This is a genomic window from Allopseudospirillum japonicum (assembly GCF_900108915.1).
Classification (GTDB): domain Bacteria; phylum Pseudomonadota; class Gammaproteobacteria; order Pseudomonadales; family Halomonadaceae; genus Pseudospirillum; species Pseudospirillum japonicum.
The window spans coordinates 14,691-32,034 of record NZ_FNYH01000012.1; the positions used below are offsets into that span (position 1 = coordinate 14,691).

Consider the following 17,344-nt stretch of genomic DNA (forward strand, 5'->3'; position numbering starts at 1 on the left):
AATCCATTTTAAATCGCATCTAGTATACACAAATCAGGCAAGCTTGAAAGTAGTGCTAGCTCATGCTTAAACGAACCGCGGCAGCAATAAAGACACTTGAAAAAATGATTTTTTGTAGTTTAAATCCTAAATTTGATTGTAAATAATGACGTGCTTGGCTTGCAAGTAAGATATACAAGCAATCAAAAGAAAAGCCAAGTATAACTAATAAGCTGCCTAAATAAAGATATTGGCTGAACAACTCTAAATCTTGTTCAATAAATTGTGGTAAGAAAAGTGCGCAAAAAATTAGAGCTTTGGGGTTAAGTAAATTAGTCAATAAGCCCTGTGAAAAACTGTATAAATAACTTTGTGTTGTTGTGACTCTCGTCGGTTTATTATAGGTAGCAGAAATCATTTTGTAGGCCATCCACAGTAAATAAAGGACACCTAAAAATCGTACCGCATCGAATAACAAGGTATGCGTTGCCAATAAAGCGGCTAATCCTAAAGCAGATAAAAGTACATGCAGTGCGCGTGCACAAGCCAGTCCAATCGCAGTCAAGAGGGCATTAGCAATACCTCTTTGGATTGACTGCGCCATTAACAAAGCCATGTCAGGACCTGGTAATAAGTAAGCCGCACTTAAAGCAATCAAATAAAGACTCAACATTGAAAATAGCTCCAAAAAATCAACATCTAGCAATTATCTGTGGATTCATGCAAAATTACCTTGCTATTTTTAGCTTGTTTTTACTTTTTTAAGCAGGTTCTTTTCTCCTAATAGGTTTTTTATGAAAGAAATTTGCGATCTAGATGCTGTTGATCTTCAATTGCTACAAATTTTGCAGCAAGAAGGACGGCTTTCTAATGCCAAACTTGCTGAACGTTTAGCCTTAAGCGAGGCACCTTGTTGGCGACGTTTACGGCGTTTAGAACAAGAGAACATTATTCAAGGTTATCGTGCGAATTTAAATCGTGAAAAACTAGGATTTGGCGTGGTTGTATTTGCGCAAATTCGCTTAGGCGAGCATGCGAGCGAAGCACCAATTATTTTTGAAAATCAAGTACGTGACATTCCACAAATTTTGGCTTGTTATAATGTATCTGGTGAGTGTGATTATATGTTATTAGTTGTGGCAGAAAATTTAGAGGCTTATGGGAATTTTGTACGTGATCAATTACGAACTTTAGCTGGTGTGGTGTCGATTCAATCGAATTTAGCCTTGCAAGAAATTAAGGCAACATATCAGCTGCCTATTTAACAAGATCGCAGGCATCCCTGCCTGCATATAGATACTTAACTTAATTTGAACGCTTGATGTAAATGCTTTTGTAGTGCATCGATTTCTAACTTTAATTGCAGTGTTTCTTGGTGGTGTTCGGTAGAAGATTGCATCAAAATTTCTGAAGCACCACGGACACTTTCAGCATGGTACATCATCTCTTTAGACATACTACGTTGTTGTGCGACCGCAACAGACGTTTGGTGAGCTAGATCGCGTACACCAGAATTTTCTTGATCAATATGAATGAGTTGCTGATGAACAGCCTCACTTTGTTCGCGGCTAGCGTCCGCTTTTTGTTCACTTTGACGCATCGTGAGTAAGGTTTGTTGGGTGACTTTTTCCAAAATCTGAATCAGATTATGAATCTCTTGCGTGGCATTTTGCGTTTTCTGCGACAAGCTGCGTACTTCATCTGCTACAACAGCAAAGCCTCGCCCCGCTTCCCCTGCACGCGCTGCTTCAATTGCTGCATTTAGTGCAAGGAGGTTGGTTTGCTCAGAAATTTCACTAATACTGGCGAGAATCCCGCGAATTTCCACAACACTTTTTTCTAAGTTACTCAAATGCTGCGCACTATGTTTTACATCATAAATAAGCTGGTCTAAAGCTTTGCGACTTTGATGTACTAAACCGACCCCTTCTTGCCCAGCGCAGACACTACGTTTAGAAACTTCTAATGTCGTTTCTGCATTGGTGGCAATATTTGCCGTTGCTTCAGTCATTTGCGCTAAGGCATCATTGAGTTGGACGAGCTCATTTTTTTGATGCTCAATTAATTCTTGTGTGTTTTGTGAATGCTGAGCATTACGCTCAATATCGGCAAGTAATTGTGCTGTTAATTGGTGGGTGTGGCCTAAAGTGTTATCAAGCTTTTTAACGAGGTAATTAAAAGCTTGTGCAATTTTACCAAACTCATCTTTGGTATTCAGTTGGATATATTGATTCACATTACCTTCTGCAAGAGTGTGCAAGGCTTGGGTGATCTCAACTAAAGGACGGCTAAAATAATTAGCAACTAAGAAGGTTGCTGCAATTGCACCTAAGACAATAAGTGAACAGAGTAAAACGAGTTGAGTTTTTAATGAATAAACTGCCTGAGTCGCTTCTTGTTTATTTACAAGTAAAATAAGCTGCCAGTCGAGATGCTTGATTTTTTGTTGGGTTAAAAACCAACTTGCTCCTTGATAGTGAACCTGCTGGCTCTTGTGATCCTGACTGGTTTTTGTAATTAAGCTAGTATAGTCACGGTTGATTAAGCTTTTATCTGGATGAGCAATTAATTTGCCTTGAGCATCTGTCAGCCAAAGCTCAGATTGCCAGCGGCTATCTAATTGCAATAAAGATTCAATAATTTCAGTTAAAGTAATATCAGCAGCAAGGACACCTTGTTGGCGGTCTACGGTTTGCATTGGGACAGCAAAGGTGACGACGGCTTCCCCAGTGCTAGCACGGGGGTAAGGTGCAGTGACAATAGGTTTTTGCTGAGCTTGTGCTTGTTGATACCAAGGGCGTTTACGAGGATCATAATCTGGCTTGAGTTGTACTGGTGGATAAGATTGCAGCATTTTTCCTGTTTGGGTGCCAAGATAAAACAAATCAAACCCACCAGCATTTTTTGCTAATGTTAATTGTGTTGGTAAAGCAGAAACGTCTTGGGTTAATTGATCTTTAGCGGCATTTAAAACCCGATATTTATCCTGTGTCCAAGTACTGATAATTTGTGTCGCTTCTGTGAGTGTTACTTGAATTTGATGTTGTAATGAATTCTCTGTTTCTTGCGTAAGGCCTTTCACTGAAACAACGGCAAGTAGTAAGCAAGACAATGCAATTAAACCAACAATAGCAATGAGTAGTTTATTTCTAAAATTTAATATCATCTTAATATCCTATTACCCTAAATTAAGTTGGCTTGATTCAGTAAACCTCAATGGTACTTTTGCCAACTTGCCTGAGTTATAGCGACTTAGGTTCCAAAGCTTGCCCTATAAATTGAATATGTGACCAGCCAAACTTCATGAAATTACGAATATTCATATGATCCTTTCCTTCTGGACTTGCAAGGACTTGCTGATAAAAATCACCAAAGCAAGCAAGGGTTTCTTGTTGGTTAAAACCTAAATGATGTGCTAAAGAAAAAATTTTGCAGGACCCCTCATTTTGTCCAGCCGTATTGATTATTTGCTGTTTACCGGCACCATTAGAAAAAGTGCAAGGTGTGTAATCAAAATAGGTATCAACGATGGCAAGTGTTTGTGAAAATTCAACAGGTTGTGCAGATTTTATTGCTTGTATAAAGTCTTCAAGTGTCATTGGGTATCTCCTTGTGTAATTTTAGCGAACATTATGCAGGCTTGTTTTTAAGCTTGCAAAGATTGGGTTAATATTTAGCGATTACGGCCGTTAATTTGGGGAAGTGTGCTCCATGAAGGGAATGCAATCTTGAATTTCGGTCCGTTAAGGTGGATGAATTTGTTGCCTGAGCGGATACTGCTAGCTTGGGGAAGTTGCCATGTTTATTACACAATCTAATGTCAATTTGCAAAGTGAACGTCAGGCATATCAGCACCAGAATGAAAATGTGCATTGGCGGTATATTGAACGCGGCCCGCGTGGTGAAATATCGCTTGAAGGGCGAGAAGCACTACAAAGCACGAAAGTTGAATTATCACGCGAGCAGATCGTGCAAACGACACAGCCAGATACCTTACAAGGGAAGTTGGCCAAACGCCAAGGCCAGCCGTGGTTAGATGCCAGTCATAAAGGGAATGTGCAAGGGCGTGAGAAATCGCAGATCGGGGAAAGTGAATTAAGCGTACAAGACAAACTTAAAGTGACTTTAATGCAAAGTTTGTTCGAAAAAACGTTTGGGATTCGTATCCAAGTACAGCATTTTAAAATGGATACCAGCAAGATGGCAGATCAATGCCAGCCTTATCAAAAATTAGCAGAAGCTCAGCCACTTGAGATAGAGCAAGCAAGTGGAGGATGGCGTTTAGATTACCATCGTCAGGTGGAATATTATGAAGGCGAACATACCCAGTTTATGGCGCAAGGCCAGGTAAAAACTGCGGATGGACGCGAACTAGATATTAGTTTAGAGCTGAATATGCGTCGTGATTTTTACACGCAGCATCAAGAACATATCCGTGTCGGTACTTTGAAAGATCCTTTAGTTGTCAATTTTGATGCACCAGCTGCGGCCTTACAGCAAAGACATTTCCGTTTTGATGTGGATGCAGACGGACGTGAAGATGAGATTGCCCAGCTTGCATCAGGTAGTGGCTACCTTGCATTAGATAAAAATCAAGACGGGGTCATCAATGATGGGAGCGAATTATTTGGTACCCAAAGCGGCAATGGTTTTGCTGATTTAAGTGCATATGATGAAGATGGCAATGGTTTTATTGATGAAGGTGATAGTGTTTTTGGCCAACTAAAAATTTGGATGATGGATGAAGCTGGACAATCTCATTTATTTAGTTTGCAAGATAAGAATATAGGCGCACTTTATTTAGGTGCAGCACAGACACCTTTTTCGTTAACAACCAGTACAGAAGCTAACCAACTGGGGCAAGTGACTGCGACGGGATTCTTTTTGCGTGAGGATGGCAGTTCGGGTTCCTTGCAACAGATTGATTTAAAAATCTAATCAGAATTATTGGCGTTAACTAGGATAAGCCTATACTAGAAAGTATGGGCTTTTTTATTGGCATGAAGATTTTTTAATAAAAATTGCATACAAATTGTAGATTGATAATAATACAGATTAAGTATTACCAAAGCTTAAGAGTATAAAATATGGATAAAAAGATATTAGTAGTTGATGACGATAGTAGCCAGCTGAGACTCTATCAGTATTGCCTTACCCAAGCAGGATATGAAGTGATTTGTGCGCTTGATGGTATGCAAGGCTTGCAATATTGGCAAGCACATCAACCAAGCTTTGTGATTATGGATATAGAGTTACCTGATATGACAGGTTATGAGGTCGTTGCGAACATTCGTAGCCAACAAGGGGCATGGGTACCCATTATCTTTGCCACGAGTTTTGATGATGAATTGCATCGACAGCAAGCATTAACAAGTGGTGGTGATGATTATATTGTTAAGCCTATTAGTGTAGATAAGTTATTGCATCGTTTGGGGCTGCTAGAAGAAATATTGGAAAAAAATACCGCATTAAAATTACACACAGAACACCTTGCAAGATTGCAAGAAAACTTGGCATTGATTGCCAGTCAAGGGCATGAATTTAATAATTTGCTTGCAAGCATTCAAGGTCTATCAGAAGTGAATTTGCAGTTATTAGAGGAAGGGTCTACACCTTATAAAAATCAGCAACAAATTTTACTTGCAGGCGATAGAGCTCAGATGCTGATTGAACGTTTAGGTTATGGGCAAACAAATATAGACGTAAAAAAAGATTATCTGAATATCAGTGATTTTTTACAAGAGATACACGCTTTGCTGAGTGCTTTAGTTAAACCACCTGTACGTTTGGCTTTTCAAATAGAAAATATAGGTTTACAAATTTTTGTTGATAGAGATTACTTGCTACAAGTGTTGGTGAATCTTATTCGCAATGCCTATCATGCTTGCCGATCATGTAACCTAGGTTGTGATTCACAAAAAAGGGAATATCGGATTCAGGTGGTGTTGGCAAAGTGTGATGATCATGCGCTCATCCAAGTGATTGATCAGGGATGTGGCATGTCAGCAACCAGTGTGCAAAACATGCTTAGACCCTTTTATACCACAAAAAATCATACACAAGGCATGGGCTTGGGTATGATGCTGGTGCAATCGTTTGTTGAACATCATCAAGCCCGACTGCAAGTACAGAGTGAGTTAAGTCAAGGCACGCATATCAATTTGTTGATTCCTTTAATAGAAATGGCTCCTTGATATTCCAAATAGCGCCTTGTGTGGCTACTTGGTGTTACTTAGGCCTACCTTTTTCTACGCAATAGATCCAGACTTTTGTCTGTAAAATCCCCATGATTTTACAAGAAGCAAACGCTTCTAGCAGCAATCTTCATTTGACATTCAATTTGTTAAGGATATGACCATGAATGTACATCAAGCGGATACTTGGGATTTTAATCAGACATTACCTGCATCCATGCCGCCTACGACTTTGCCACAAGTCGAGCCGGTTGAGCTTTGTCTCCCTGCGCCTGAGCCTTTACCTCTTTATACTCCTGCGGAGCCTTTGTGGATGAGCTTAGATGCTTGGTTGCAAGCCTCTGCCCCTTTAACCCAAGCACAAAGCCAGCAAGCAGACAAGTTGCAAACGCAGATCCAAACGTTATGGGAGCAAGCCCCACAAGGTGAGTTGAGCCAAGCACAGTTATTAGAGCTAGATACCTTAAATATGGAATTGCAAGCTTTATATACCCCTCTAGGTTGGGCTGGTCTCAGTATGCAAGAACAAAAAGATGTTTTTTTTGTATATCAAGCTCTAGCAAGTTTGCCAGATTTTCAAGCGATCCATGCAGAGCGCGCTGATTTGCAGGAGCTGTTGGATAATATTTTTGGCACACCGCAAACCTTAGATCTGCAAGCACAGGCACAAGCAGATGCCTTATATGCAGAGATTGAAGCGGTTATGGCTGTTGAGGAGACAGACGTGCTTTTGCCTGAAATCAGTTTAGAGCAAAGGCAGACGCTGGATGTGTTGTACGCGCAATTGGATGCACTATATGGGGTGCGTACTTATGAAAATTTGACCCAAGAAGAACAGCTACAAGTCGATGCAATTCACGCACGTATGCAGAAGTTAGATGACTTACTATGGGGAAAACCAGTAGAGCCTGAGCCTTGGCAACCTAGTGAAGCGGCACAGGCTATTTATCAGCAACTGGATAATATTTTTGGCACACAAAAACAAACATTAACTGCAGATGAGCAGGTCCAAGCTGAACAGATTCAGCAACAAATTGATGCACTTTTGTTACCTGATCAAGAAGGTAAGCTTTTTGAACTGACAGAAAATCAGCAAGAAGAATTGGATACTTGGTTCCAGCAATTAGATGCTTTATGGGGGGTGCGCCGTTATCAGGATCTGAGCGCAGAAGAACAAGCACAAGTTGATGATCTGTACCAACAACTAGACACACTGTATGCGCAAGACGATGCACCGATTTTGATGATAGAGCCTTGGCTAAGCAGCCCAGATTTATCAGCAGCTTATGCGCAATTAGAACAGATCTTTGGTGAACCGGCGCAAATGCTCAATCCATTAGAAGCGCAAAAAGCACAGCAAATTAGTGAACAAATTGATCTTTTGCTGGGTGTATCATCAACAGAAGAAGGGCGTCCGCTAATTGATGTACAAGCCTTTAATCAATTCGTAGATGAATATAATACACTCTATGGACTACCAAGTTATCAGGATTTAAATACAGAACAGCAAGTGCAGGTTGATGAAATTTATGCACAAATTAATATAGAAGTTCTAGATTTCTATGGTGTAAATTATCAATTACCTATGCAAGAACCTTCTTCTGTTGAGAAAGATTCCGTGATTTTGCCTATTGAGTTGGAACCTTTACCTGCTGAATGGGTGCAAGAAGATGCCTTGGTTGATACAGGTATGGTCGAAATCACAGGGTATGTAGACTCTTTAATGCAAGATTTTTCGATGCTCTAATTTAGTTTATTATGCTTAGCTCCAGAAACATTATAGGTATCTGGAGCCTTGATTGAATGGATCAAATTTGGATTGGTAAGCGAATAATAAAGAGGCTCCCCCGTTGAGGTGCACTTTGTATATCTAAAACCCCCTCATGTTCTTTAACAAAGTTTAGCACAGACATCATTCCTAAACCTGTGCCAACATCAATAGGTTTTGTGGAGAAAAAAGGATCAAATAAACGTTGTTTAACTTCTTCGCTCATACCACAACCATTATCTTGTACTTGTAGCTCAGCATAAATTTTTTGATTAGCTTCTTGGTATAAGTTTGTTTTTAATATGCATCTGGGGTTCTGAGTGTCTTTTAAAGCATCACGGGCATTTTTTAATAGGTTAACTAAAGTTTGCATAAAGTAGCCTGTATCAACTTTAATTGGTAAAGATTGTTCGCACAAGTTGATTTTTAGTTGAATTTTCTCGCTTAGAATACCCCTGAAAATGGGAAGATCACTGATTAATAATGTATTAAGTTCTTTGGTTTTTAATGCTAAGCTTGGGGTTTTTTGTCCCTTGCGTAAATGTTGAAGTAGAGTTTCCGCGCGTTGTGCTGCTATCAGGGTTTGTTGTAAGTTAGGATATGTAGGAGCATTTTCATCTGTAATGGCTAAGTTAATTTCTGTTAGACCAATAATTGAACCTAAGATATTGTTAAATTCATGATTCAGCCCAGCCAACATAGTATAAGCAGCTTCCATTCTACCCACACGTTGTACTTGCTGCTCAAATGCCAGTTTGTCACTAATATCCATGCCCAAAGAGATATAACCAGTCACTTCACCTGCACGATTAAATAAAGCTTGTACACTCCTAAGCTCGGTCCAAAAACCACCTGATTTTTTTTGATTCGTAATTTTTCCTATCCATGTTGTATTTTGTTTAATACAAGCTTCTAGTTCTTGTATGAGTTTTTTTTCTGTATATTCAGAGCGCCAAATTTTAGGGCTTTTTCCTTGAATTTCCTTTAGTTGATAACCAGAAATTTCTTCAAGTGACTTATTAACATATAAGATTTTATGTTCTATATCTGTCACTAGCACGCTGGCTTTAGATTGATCAAATGATGATAAATTTAATCCTAAAACTTGCTCTAAGTCTTGTTCAAGCACGCTTTGTAGGGTGTTGCGAATGTTATCCCTTTCTTGCTCCACTGTTAAATCAACAAGTGTTACCAATTTATGTGTATCTAGATGATATTCATAAGGTAAACAAGAAATATTCACCTGAACGCGTACTTCCTTTGTATGAATATCAGCCTGTAATTGTTGTGAGCAGCTTACTTGCTGGCAAGTACTCTTTTTTATGTTATCAGACAGCCACGGCCGACTATCTTGGCTAAACAAACTAAAGAAAGAATTTTGCAAGATTTGGCTTTGATGCTGACGTTGGAAAAAAGAAAGACATTGAGGATTGACCTGTTGAATTATACCATCTTGGTTAACAACTAGAGCAGGAATAGGTAAGTTATCAAATAAAGTGATATATTTTTTATTCTCTGCTTCTAGTGCAATTTGAGTTTTACGTAATTCATGATTTTGAATTTCTAGTTCAGCTTGATAAATTTGCAGTTCTTGAATTAAAAATTCCATTTGATGTTTTTCTTGAATGCTAAAATGTGCAAGATCAAGTTCTCCCTTAGTTAAAGCATCTTGTGCACGCAAACGTAAATCTTCTAATTTATTATTAGAATTTAAATGACTCATAGATTCCTCCCAAGTCTGTAAAGCCGTTAGGTATGAATATTAAGCTGTTGGTGTTTGGTGACTGATAAGGCAGGCAAGCACGCACCTTGCTAGTACTGCTTCCTTACGACAGTAACCTTCCTTGGGGGCTAGCTCGAACATCTTACCCTAGAGCAGGCATAAAAAATACATTTATTTATAAATGCGTATATGGTTTTTTCTCTTGTTTTTCTGAGCTAAATTAAAATAAATATAATTAATGTAAAGGTTTTTACGATGAAATGAGCTAATGTAGATTTTTTGTACATCTAAAATTTCAAGAAAGCTAAAGCAGTCAAAGGCTAGATATAAAGCAATATTTTTGAAATCCTGCGGGGAACTAAAGTATGGAAAAAGACCACAAGTCGACTTGGATTATCGGTGCAAGCTCTGGTATTGGAGCGGCATTAGCCATTGAACTAGCAAAAACTCAGAGCAGCCTTTGCTTATCTGCAAGGTCTGTAGCGGGATTAGAAGAGGTGAAAATGCAATTAGAAAGTGACTTGCCTGTACTTATCTTGCCCTGTGATGTCAGCCAGTATCAAGAATTGCAACAAGTTTGGCAGACACTAAACACACACTGGTCAAAAGTAGATAGAATTATTTTTATGGCAGGGGTTTATTCACCGAGTCAATTAACTAATGTAAGCAAAGAAATGATTGATGAGAGTATTGATATTAATCTGAAATCAGCTTTTTATTTAGTTAATGTGATCTTACCAGATTTTCTTAAGCAAAAGACAGGAAAGAAACCTCAATTAATTTTTTGTGCAAGCGTTGCGGGTTATCGGGGGCTGCCCATGGCTCAGCCTTATGCAGCCACTAAAGCAGGTTTAATCAATTTAGTAGAAACCTTGCGCACTGAAGTAGGGCATCATATTGATGTGAAATTGATTAACCCAGGTTTTGTAGAAACACGCCTAACTGCAAAAAACAATTTTTATATGCCAGCAAAAATTAGCACAGAGCAAGCAGCGCAAGCGATTTTTAATGCGTTAGAAAGTAAAAAATTTGAGATACATTTTCCAAAACGCTTTACTTATATTATGAAAATAATACGCTGGTTGCCAGATACTTGGTATTTTCGTTGGTTTTCTAAAAAATATCAAACCGGAGCATCAGCTAATGAGAAATGATAAATAGACGTTAAAGGGCCGGCGATCTTTTGGGATTGATAAGTAGCTAATGTGAGCTGATGGCAATAAAGCTCAAGAGGTTCAAATGAAAAAGCTTGTAAGTAATCTTGCATCCAATCACTGGCAATTTGCTGGTGATATAAACCTAAAGTGATATGGGCTTGATAAGGTGTATCACGAAACTCCTCGTGTTTTGTTGGGAGCAATTGCCTGAGAGTTGATAAACTATTTGTCGGGTCTTGGATGCTTAAGAAAGGTGCGCTGGCAAAGCTTGCTAGGTGAGTGACAATTAAAGGAAAAGCCGTAGGCTGAGTATGGTGCAAATTTAAAATATGCTGTTTTATGTCAGTATAACTACAATCATCTGTATGGCGAGGTGTAGAAGTAAGAAATCCACAAATTTTAATACTAAGATGTGGTTGGCGCTGATAATCCTTTATCAAAAATGGACTTAAATAATTTTGTGCTTTTTTAACCAGTGTATTCAAAGGTTTCTGAGCACTAAAGTCCAGCAACCAAAGTGCATAGCTTAAACGCCCAAGATGCCATTGTGGGTAATCTTGCACTTGTGTAGGTAAGGTATAAGGGTACTGGTTGAGCATAAAATACTCATGCCGATGATAAAGCATCGGCATGACCTTAGAAAATTTACATTTGGCTCTGAAGATAATTAGCCTCGCCAATTAGCTTGATTAAGCGTAATTGTTTTTCCAGCCAATATAAATGGTCTTCTTCTGTATCTGCAAGTAAGCCGAGGAGCATGTCGCGTGTTTGATAATCTTGGTGCGTTTCACAGCAGGCAATGGCAGTACGTAATGCAGCAGCGACTTGATATTCTAACTGCAAATCGTTAGCGAGCATTTCTGCAACGGTTTCACCAGGATTGAGTTGACGCGCCTTACTTAAATCTGGTTTAGCTTCCAAAAATAGCATCCGCTTGATAATACGGTCTGCATGATCTTTTTCTTCGTCCATTTCATGGTTAAGACGCTCATACAGTGCATTAAGGCCCATATCCTCATAATAGCGAGAATGAATAAAATACTGATCAATGGATGTTAGTTCACCTTCAAGTAAGGATTGTAATTGCTGAATCACTTCTGGATGGCCTTGCATATATTTTATTCCTCTTATTAGGTTATATTTGGCTTTGTAAATAATTCTGCTCACCAATATCAGCAAGCAGACTCAGTTGTGTTTCTAACCAATCAATATGTTCTTCACTGTGGTGTAGAATATGTTCTAAATGTTCGCGTGTTTGAAAATCTTGCAAACTTTCCACGTCTGCAATGGCAGTCACTAGGTCTTGTCTTAATTGTAACTCTAGCTGTAAATCATTTTTTAACGCTTCTACAGGGGTTTCTGCAATCAACAGCTTACCTAAAGCCTGCAAGTTTGGTAAGCCTTCTAATAATAGAAGGCGCTCAATCAAAGTATCTGCATCTTTCATAGCGCGAATAGAAGCTTTGTAAATAGGTTTTTCTAGGTTTTCTAGTCCCCAATTAGCCTGCATACGGGCATGTAAGAAATACTGATTAATTGCTGTGAGCTGTCCTTTGAGTACTCCATTAAGACAAGCATTAATTTTAGGATCTAGCTTCATGCGTGTTTCCTCAAGAGGTGAATTTTTCAGTGATAAAAGAAATTTTTTAAATCAATTTAGATGCAGATTCTAGGTTGTTTTTGCGCTAAATCAAGTTTTTTTTAAAATTTATTGTTATGAAATTAAGAATTAAAAGTTAAAAATTCTTTTGTGATAAAACTAGTGATTAAATATAGCGCTTGGGAATGTTTCTCAATACACTTCACTTTGATGAAAATCTAGTGTAGACTCATTCTCAACTAAACCTGATTCTCAAAGGAGAATATCTATGTACGTATGTATTTGTAATGCAGTGACAGAAACAGATGTGCAAACGGCTATTGATGCAGGCTGCCGTGAATGGGAAGATTTACAAGAGGTTTTAGGTGTCGCGCAAGTGTGTGGTTGTTGTCAAGACAGTGCGCAAGCCTTATTAGCAGCAAGTGTATCAGCTGACGTTGCAACAGAGAAAATGCCCACTGTTTATGCGCAGGGTGCAAAAGCAATTGCGGAATTTGCCGTGAAAATTTGGCCGCCAGTGGCAGCTTAAGATGTGCAATCTCTAAATACCCCCGTACCGATAAGAGGAACGGGGGTGAGTTGTTATAAGGTAGCGACAATTTTACTTGTTAAGGTGACATTGACGCCAAAGAGTTCGGCTAGAGCCTCTGGATTGAGCTCGTCCATATCATCGCTAACCATAACGGCAATCATATTTTCAATGAATAAATCATCCCAAATACTTTTATCCAGTTGAATCCCTTTGATAACAGGATTATAGCGGTCAACGCCAAGTTCTACTTTAAATGCGAACTTTCGGAATATGCCATATAAAAGTTTAAAGACTACATTATCATCACACCAATCTAATTGCTGTGTTACCTGATCAGCAATGCTTGAAAGTCCAAGTGTTTCTCCTTTATCCACGGAAGAGTGAATAACATTTTCAGCGGCTAAATAAATTTGTTGTCTACGTTCAAAGGAAGGAAGTTCACATTTAAGCTTATTGCGAATATAACGTTTATAACCTTCTACAAGATTACCATCTTTGGCAATCAGATGGGTAATGTCTTCATTTTTTTCTAGCCATGTGAAGGCTTCATCTTGCAATTCAATCAGAATATCACCGCCATGTGGGGTGGTTTGAATCAGTTTTTCTTCTTCCATGAGATCGGCTAAGCCGCGAAAACCTGTCAGCCCAATGAGACGTAGGTCAAAGTCAGGTCTTAATTGTTTGATCATTAGCATCAGGGCAGCCCCAACGGGTTTTTTACCTTTTTCACTTAAGGCTACCACGGCTTTACAAACTAAACGTTTATAATTGCGCATCAAGGCTTCATTATCACCGGCAGGTATATATCCTTGATCGAAAAAAGAAGTGTAATAAAAAAATTCATCAAAAGAGTTAACATAGTGTTTGTTGGTTGCTTCGATACTGGAGCCTATGCCAATAATGTTTTTACCTAGTTCCCTTAATTTAGCGACTAAAGGCATGTAATCTCGGTCGGAGGAAAAGATAGCAATCGTATCAATCGCAGGTTGTGCGTAACTGAGAGAAAGAGCGTCAACAACCAAACGGATATCAGCAGTATTTTTGTGGCGGCTTAAGTAGGGAATGTCTTCGAATTGAATATAATGTTGTTGCAGCATTCGCCGAATACGGTTCATCTTGTATTTATCTGTACAGGTGGAGACTAAATCACCAAAAGCACGTCGGTAAACAATACGGCCATACTCAGAAAGTTTTTCTAATACAGGCTCAATATCAAACTCAAGTCCCTCCTCTGTTGCACTGATAATGACATTTTCGATGTCGATAAAAATCGCAATATTATGACGGCTTTCTGTATCCATAAGCATAAAAGATTCAATAAAATTAGGTTAATAGTTTAAGTCCAATATAAAAAGCAAGTGGCTATTTTCCTGCAAAAGCCTAGGCCAATTTTGCCTAAAATACCTTGCGATAGCTCAGCTAAAGTAGGCTGAAAAGTATAAAAGCCTAACACCTTAAGTGCTTTCAGAGTATTGCATACCCTTGGCGACTTGTCGCCCCATGCGTGCATCCTCAGGTCGATAGTTGCATTCTGTGGCGGAGCTTCCTACAATCGGCGCCGCTTTAAGGTGATATGCACTGTATATCTTAAACGGGAAGCTGGGTGAAAAGCCCACACTGCCCCCGCAACGGTAACTTTGTTCGCTTAGATAATAGGAAAACGCCACTGTAACTTATGGTCGTTTGTATGGCTGGGGTTATGGGAAGGTAAACTAAGCAGAGGCTGGGGTGGCCTCGCAAAGCAGTCCGGAGACCGGCCTTAGAGTATAAAATGACACAAGATAAGCGTGTATTTTATCCTATCCAAGAGAAGTGCGGGTGGCACTTGTCCTTGTTTTGTAGATGAATCTGATGCCAAAGATAAAATCCTTACCCTTTTGGGGGCTGACGTTTGCCTCCTGTCTTTTACCTGTTGGTTTTGCACAAGCGCAACCAGAACTACGTTTAGTGGTGACAGCAAATCGCACCGCGACCCCTGTCAATCAAAGCCTTGCGGCTGTGACTGTGATTGACCGAGAAACACTTGCCAATGCACAAACCAGCCTGTTGACCGAAGTGTTGCAAGCACAAGCAGGGCTTGATATTTCCGCTAACGGCGGCTATGGCAAGCCGAGTTTTATTTATTTGCGTGGTACAGCGTCAGATCACACCTTGATTCTGGTTGATGGCGTGAAAATCAACTCGGCAACAACAGGGACGGCAAATTTAGATGATATTCCGATCGATCAAATCGAACGTATTGAAATCGTACGTGGCCCTAAATCGAGTTTATATGGTTCTGAGGCGATTGGTGGGGTCATTCAAATTTTCCGTCGTCAGCCAAAAAATCAAGTACAACCAAGGTTGCAATGGCAGCAAGGTAGTCATCATACGCAAGCGTTAAGTGCAGGGGTTGGCGGGCGCACGGGTAAAGCTTGGTTTGATATTAGTGCACAGCACTGGGACAGCCAAGGTTATGATGTTTGCCGCACACAAACGGAAATGGCAGGCTGTTATACGGATGAAGCGGATGCAGATGGCTACCAGAGGGTGAGTGGGCGTGTGCAATTTGGTTATGCGTGGAGCCTAGCGACTCAAGTACAGTTAGAAGCTAGTTATACCCAAGGTGAAAATGCTTACGACGGCGGGTTTAGTAACCAAGGGCATCTAAGACAAACTTTGTTGCAAATGGCGTTTGAACATGCTGCGACTGAGCGTTGGCATCATACTTTGCGTGCTGGGCGTTATTCGGATCAAGCAGACGAAGCAAAAGATGGTGTATTCAATAGCCAATTTTATACGCATCGCGAACAGCTCAATTGGACACAAACGTATCAAGTACACCCAAACCATAAGCTGACCGCTGGGGTGGATTATCAACAAGAAAATATTGATAGCTTAGTGAGTTATGCACAAAAATCGCGTGATATTTGGGGTCTATTTGCGCAATATGAGGGGCAAGCAGGTGCGCAAGATTGGCAACTAAGTGCGCGTTATGATGATTATGATCGTTTGGATCAAGAGGTGACCGGGGGAATCGCTTGGGGTTATCGCTTTAGCCCTCAACTGAAAACCTATTTAAGCTATGCTACGGCTTATAAAGCACCAAGTTTTAATGAATTGTATTATCCTAACTATGGTAATGCACATTTAGCAGCGGAGACTTCCAAAAGTGCAGAATGGGGGTTTAAAGGAGCGCTGGCACGTTGGCAATGGCAAGCTGCCTTGTATGAAACACGTATTAATGACTTGATTACGTATGATGCTTTCACGCAAGCAGCTGCGAATGTTGATCAGGCGAAAATTCGCGGTCTTGAGTTAAGCACGCAAAGGCGCTGGCTGCATTGGCAGCTCCAAACCTCATTGGCTTGGGTAGATACACAACAAAAAACAGGCGTGTATACTGGTAAAGAACTGGCGCGCCGTGCCCCAGCAAGTGCGCGTGTAGATTTAGATTATTACGGTGAGCGCTATCGCCTTGGTGCGACTGTCAGCGCGTATCAAAGACGTTATGAAGATAGCGCCAATCAAGTGCGTTTAGGGGGGTATGGTGTTGCGGATGTACGTGCGAGTTATCAGATACGCCCAGATTGGCATTTAGGGACACGGATCGCCAATGTGTTCGATAAGCACTATGAAACAGCCCATTATTACAATATGCCAGGCCGCACTTGGTGGCTCAGCTTAGAATACCGCCCCCAGATGTAAACAGGGTTTGAATCAACGAGGAGATCCATTATGTTCAATTGGCTGACTGCGCAAGATGCGCGTGCGTTAGCGCCAGCTCCTAAGAGACTACCGATTCAAGAAGGCTATATTTTGGTCGGCTTTTTGGCTCTTATCTTATTAACGCGCGGTCATCATCTTGCGACAACTTGGATGTTGCCTGATGCCTCTTGGGCCTTGTTTTTTGCTGCAGGTTTTTTCTTATCTGTGTCAGCACAAGGCATTTTATTATTGGCGGCGGTCGCGATTGATGCGTATGCCGTTGGCTGGGCTGGTGTGAGTGATTTTTGTATCACATGGGCCTATGCTGCGTTATTTGTTGCTTACAATGTGTTGTGGTTGGCTGGCCGTTTGGCGGCTCAGGCAAGGTCTCGCTTACAAGTAGGTGGGTATGCGATCTTAGGTGCAAGCGTGTGTGAGTTGGTCTCCAGTGGCAGTTTTTATTGGTGGTCTGGGTACTTTGAGCCTTCTTGGCAAGCATTTCCCCAACATATTGCGACCTACTATGCACAAAGTTTAGGGATATTCTGCTTTTATGTGGTCTTAGGTGCTGCTTTATTGCAGGTATGGAAGAAGCTTGATGCTCAAATCAACTTGATAAGATCTTCACATCCTTAGCCCTCCTATGAATCAACAGCGAAACGAAAAGCTTCGCTGTTTTTTTGCTTTATTAAATAAGAGTATTT

General features: G+C 40.2%; 16 protein-coding genes and 1 riboswitch. Of the genes, 8 read left to right on the forward strand and 8 right to left on the reverse strand.

Annotation, left to right across the window (positions count from 1 at the left end):
* Window positions 1-55 precede the first annotated feature (55 nt).
* Window positions 56-652 (reverse strand): LysE family translocator, encoded by a 597-nt coding sequence (locus BMX05_RS10525; protein ID WP_218139040.1) that lies wholly within the window; start codon window positions 650-652, stop codon window positions 56-58.
* Between the two features lie 121 nt (window positions 653-773).
* Between BMX05_RS10525 and BMX05_RS10530 the strand changes: the two genes are divergently transcribed.
* Window positions 774-1,244: an Lrp/AsnC family transcriptional regulator gene (locus tag BMX05_RS10530; RefSeq protein WP_093311501.1), complete on the forward strand. Its 471-nt coding sequence runs from the start codon at window positions 774-776 to the stop codon at window positions 1,242-1,244.
* 35 nt (window positions 1,245-1,279) lie between these two features.
* Here the strand turns inward: BMX05_RS10530 and BMX05_RS10535 are convergent, their stop codons facing one another.
* Window positions 1,280-3,145: a methyl-accepting chemotaxis protein gene (locus BMX05_RS10535; protein ID WP_093311505.1), complete on the reverse strand. Its 1,866-nt coding sequence runs from the start codon at window positions 3,143-3,145 to the stop codon at window positions 1,280-1,282.
* 76 nt (window positions 3,146-3,221) lie between these two features.
* The gene (locus tag BMX05_RS10540; RefSeq protein WP_093311509.1) at window positions 3,222-3,578 is read right to left on the reverse strand and encodes a HopJ type III effector protein; all 357 of its coding nucleotides are present in this window, start codon (window positions 3,576-3,578) and stop codon (window positions 3,222-3,224) included.
* Between the two features lie 199 nt (window positions 3,579-3,777).
* Between BMX05_RS10540 and BMX05_RS10545 the strand changes: the two genes are divergently transcribed.
* The 3 genes from BMX05_RS10545 (at window position 3,778) to BMX05_RS10555 (ending at window position 7,920) form a co-directional block, all read left to right on the forward strand.
* Entirely contained in the window at window positions 3,778-4,917 is a 1,140-nt protein-coding gene (locus tag BMX05_RS10545) for a hypothetical protein (protein WP_093311512.1), read from the forward strand.
* A gap of 149 nt (window positions 4,918-5,066) precedes the next feature.
* Window positions 5,067-6,173 carry an ATP-binding response regulator gene (locus tag BMX05_RS10550; RefSeq protein WP_093311516.1) on the forward strand — a complete coding sequence of 369 codons (1,107 nt, stop codon included), beginning with the start codon at window positions 5,067-5,069 and terminating at the stop codon, window positions 6,171-6,173.
* Between the two features lie 163 nt (window positions 6,174-6,336).
* Window positions 6,337-7,920 (forward strand): hypothetical protein, encoded by a 1,584-nt coding sequence (locus tag BMX05_RS10555; RefSeq protein WP_093311519.1) that lies wholly within the window; start codon window positions 6,337-6,339, stop codon window positions 7,918-7,920.
* A 61-nt stretch (window positions 7,921-7,981) separates the two neighbouring features.
* On the opposite strand, the gene BMX05_RS10560 is transcribed toward BMX05_RS10555, so the two are convergent.
* Entirely contained in the window at window positions 7,982-9,664 is a 1,683-nt protein-coding gene (locus BMX05_RS10560; protein WP_093311523.1) for a PAS domain-containing sensor histidine kinase, read from the reverse strand.
* 365 nt (window positions 9,665-10,029) lie between these two features.
* On the opposite strand from BMX05_RS10560, the gene BMX05_RS10565 reads away from it, so the two are divergent.
* Window positions 10,030-10,818 carry an SDR family NAD(P)-dependent oxidoreductase gene (locus tag BMX05_RS10565; RefSeq protein WP_093311526.1) on the forward strand — a complete coding sequence of 263 codons (789 nt, stop codon included), beginning with the start codon at window positions 10,030-10,032 and terminating at the stop codon, window positions 10,816-10,818.
* Here the strand turns inward: BMX05_RS10565 and BMX05_RS10570 are convergent.
* Genes BMX05_RS10570 through bfr (BMX05_RS10580) form a run of 3 tightly spaced genes read right to left on the reverse strand, consistent with a single transcriptional unit; the run spans window position 10,788 to window position 12,421 of the window.
* On the reverse strand, window positions 10,788-11,447 hold the full coding sequence (locus BMX05_RS10570; RefSeq protein WP_093311529.1) for a 2'-5' RNA ligase family protein: 660 nt from the start codon (window positions 11,445-11,447) through the stop codon (window positions 10,788-10,790). The genes BMX05_RS10565 and BMX05_RS10570 overlap by 31 nt on opposite strands.
* Before the next feature lie 19 nt (window positions 11,448-11,466).
* Window positions 11,467-11,934: a bacterioferritin gene (gene bfr / locus BMX05_RS10575; protein WP_093311531.1), complete on the reverse strand. Its 468-nt coding sequence runs from the start codon at window positions 11,932-11,934 to the stop codon at window positions 11,467-11,469.
* A 22-nt stretch (window positions 11,935-11,956) separates the two neighbouring features.
* Complete coding sequence (gene bfr / locus BMX05_RS10580) at window positions 11,957-12,421, reverse strand: bacterioferritin (RefSeq protein ID WP_093311534.1); 465 nt, start codon at window positions 12,419-12,421, stop codon at window positions 11,957-11,959.
* A gap of 268 nt (window positions 12,422-12,689) precedes the next feature.
* On the opposite strand from bfr (BMX05_RS10580), the gene BMX05_RS10585 reads away from it, so the two are divergent.
* On the forward strand, window positions 12,690-12,950 hold the full coding sequence (locus BMX05_RS10585) for a (2Fe-2S)-binding protein (RefSeq protein ID WP_093311536.1): 261 nt from the start codon (window positions 12,690-12,692) through the stop codon (window positions 12,948-12,950).
* Between the two features lie 53 nt (window positions 12,951-13,003).
* On the opposite strand, the gene BMX05_RS10590 is transcribed toward BMX05_RS10585, so the two are convergent.
* Window positions 13,004-14,254: an NYN domain-containing protein gene (locus tag BMX05_RS10590; protein ID WP_177166882.1), complete on the reverse strand. Its 1,251-nt coding sequence runs from the start codon at window positions 14,252-14,254 to the stop codon at window positions 13,004-13,006.
* A gap of 248 nt (window positions 14,255-14,502) precedes the next feature.
* A riboswitch (cobalamin riboswitch) is annotated at window positions 14,503-14,729 on the forward strand.
* Between the two features lie 75 nt (window positions 14,730-14,804).
* Here BMX05_RS10590 and BMX05_RS10595 point away from each other — a divergent pair.
* Together BMX05_RS10595 and BMX05_RS10600 are read left to right on the forward strand one after the other, a co-directional pair.
* The gene (locus BMX05_RS10595) at window positions 14,805-16,640 is read left to right on the forward strand and encodes a TonB-dependent receptor domain-containing protein (protein ID WP_177166883.1); all 1,836 of its coding nucleotides are present in this window, start codon (window positions 14,805-14,807) and stop codon (window positions 16,638-16,640) included.
* 30 nt (window positions 16,641-16,670) lie between these two features.
* The gene (locus BMX05_RS10600) at window positions 16,671-17,276 is read left to right on the forward strand and encodes a hypothetical protein (RefSeq protein WP_093311544.1); all 606 of its coding nucleotides are present in this window, start codon (window positions 16,671-16,673) and stop codon (window positions 17,274-17,276) included.
* Window positions 17,277-17,344: the final 68 nt, after the last annotated feature.

Excerpts from the sequence above, each read along its gene's own strand:
- BMX05_RS10560 (WP_093311523.1), bottom strand. The coding sequence starts at position 9,664 with ATGAGTCATTTAAATTCTAATAATAAATTAGAAGATTTACGTTTGCGT.
- bfr (WP_093311534.1), bottom strand. The coding sequence starts at position 12,421 with ATGAAGCTAGATCCTAAAATTAATGCTTGTCTTAATGGAGTACTCAAA.
- bfr (WP_093311531.1), bottom strand. The coding sequence starts at position 11,934 with ATGCAAGGCCATCCAGAAGTGATTCAGCAATTACAATCCTTACTTGAA.
- BMX05_RS10525 (WP_218139040.1), bottom strand. The coding sequence starts at position 652 with ATGTTGAGTCTTTATTTGATTGCTTTAAGTGCGGCTTACTTATTACCA.
- BMX05_RS10595 (WP_177166883.1), top strand. The coding sequence starts at position 14,805 with ATGCCAAAGATAAAATCCTTACCCTTTTGGGGGCTGACGTTTGCCTCC.
- BMX05_RS10540 (WP_093311509.1), bottom strand. The coding sequence starts at position 3,578 with ATGACACTTGAAGACTTTATACAAGCAATAAAATCTGCACAACCTGTT.
- BMX05_RS10535 (WP_093311505.1), bottom strand. The coding sequence starts at position 3,145 with ATGATATTAAATTTTAGAAATAAACTACTCATTGCTATTGTTGGTTTA.
- BMX05_RS10570 (WP_093311529.1), bottom strand. The coding sequence starts at position 11,447 with ATGCTTTATCATCGGCATGAGTATTTTATGCTCAACCAGTACCCTTAT.
- BMX05_RS10550 (WP_093311516.1), top strand. The coding sequence starts at position 5,067 with ATGGATAAAAAGATATTAGTAGTTGATGACGATAGTAGCCAGCTGAGA.
- BMX05_RS10530 (WP_093311501.1), top strand. The coding sequence starts at position 774 with ATGAAAGAAATTTGCGATCTAGATGCTGTTGATCTTCAATTGCTACAA.
- BMX05_RS10600 (WP_093311544.1), top strand. The coding sequence starts at position 16,671 with ATGTTCAATTGGCTGACTGCGCAAGATGCGCGTGCGTTAGCGCCAGCT.
- BMX05_RS10555 (WP_093311519.1), top strand. The coding sequence starts at position 6,337 with ATGAATGTACATCAAGCGGATACTTGGGATTTTAATCAGACATTACCT.
- BMX05_RS10545 (WP_093311512.1), top strand. The coding sequence starts at position 3,778 with ATGTTTATTACACAATCTAATGTCAATTTGCAAAGTGAACGTCAGGCA.
- BMX05_RS10565 (WP_093311526.1), top strand. The coding sequence starts at position 10,030 with ATGGAAAAAGACCACAAGTCGACTTGGATTATCGGTGCAAGCTCTGGT.
- BMX05_RS10585 (WP_093311536.1), top strand. The coding sequence starts at position 12,690 with ATGTACGTATGTATTTGTAATGCAGTGACAGAAACAGATGTGCAAACG.
- BMX05_RS10590 (WP_177166882.1), bottom strand. The coding sequence starts at position 14,254 with ATGGATACAGAAAGCCGTCATAATATTGCGATTTTTATCGACATCGAA.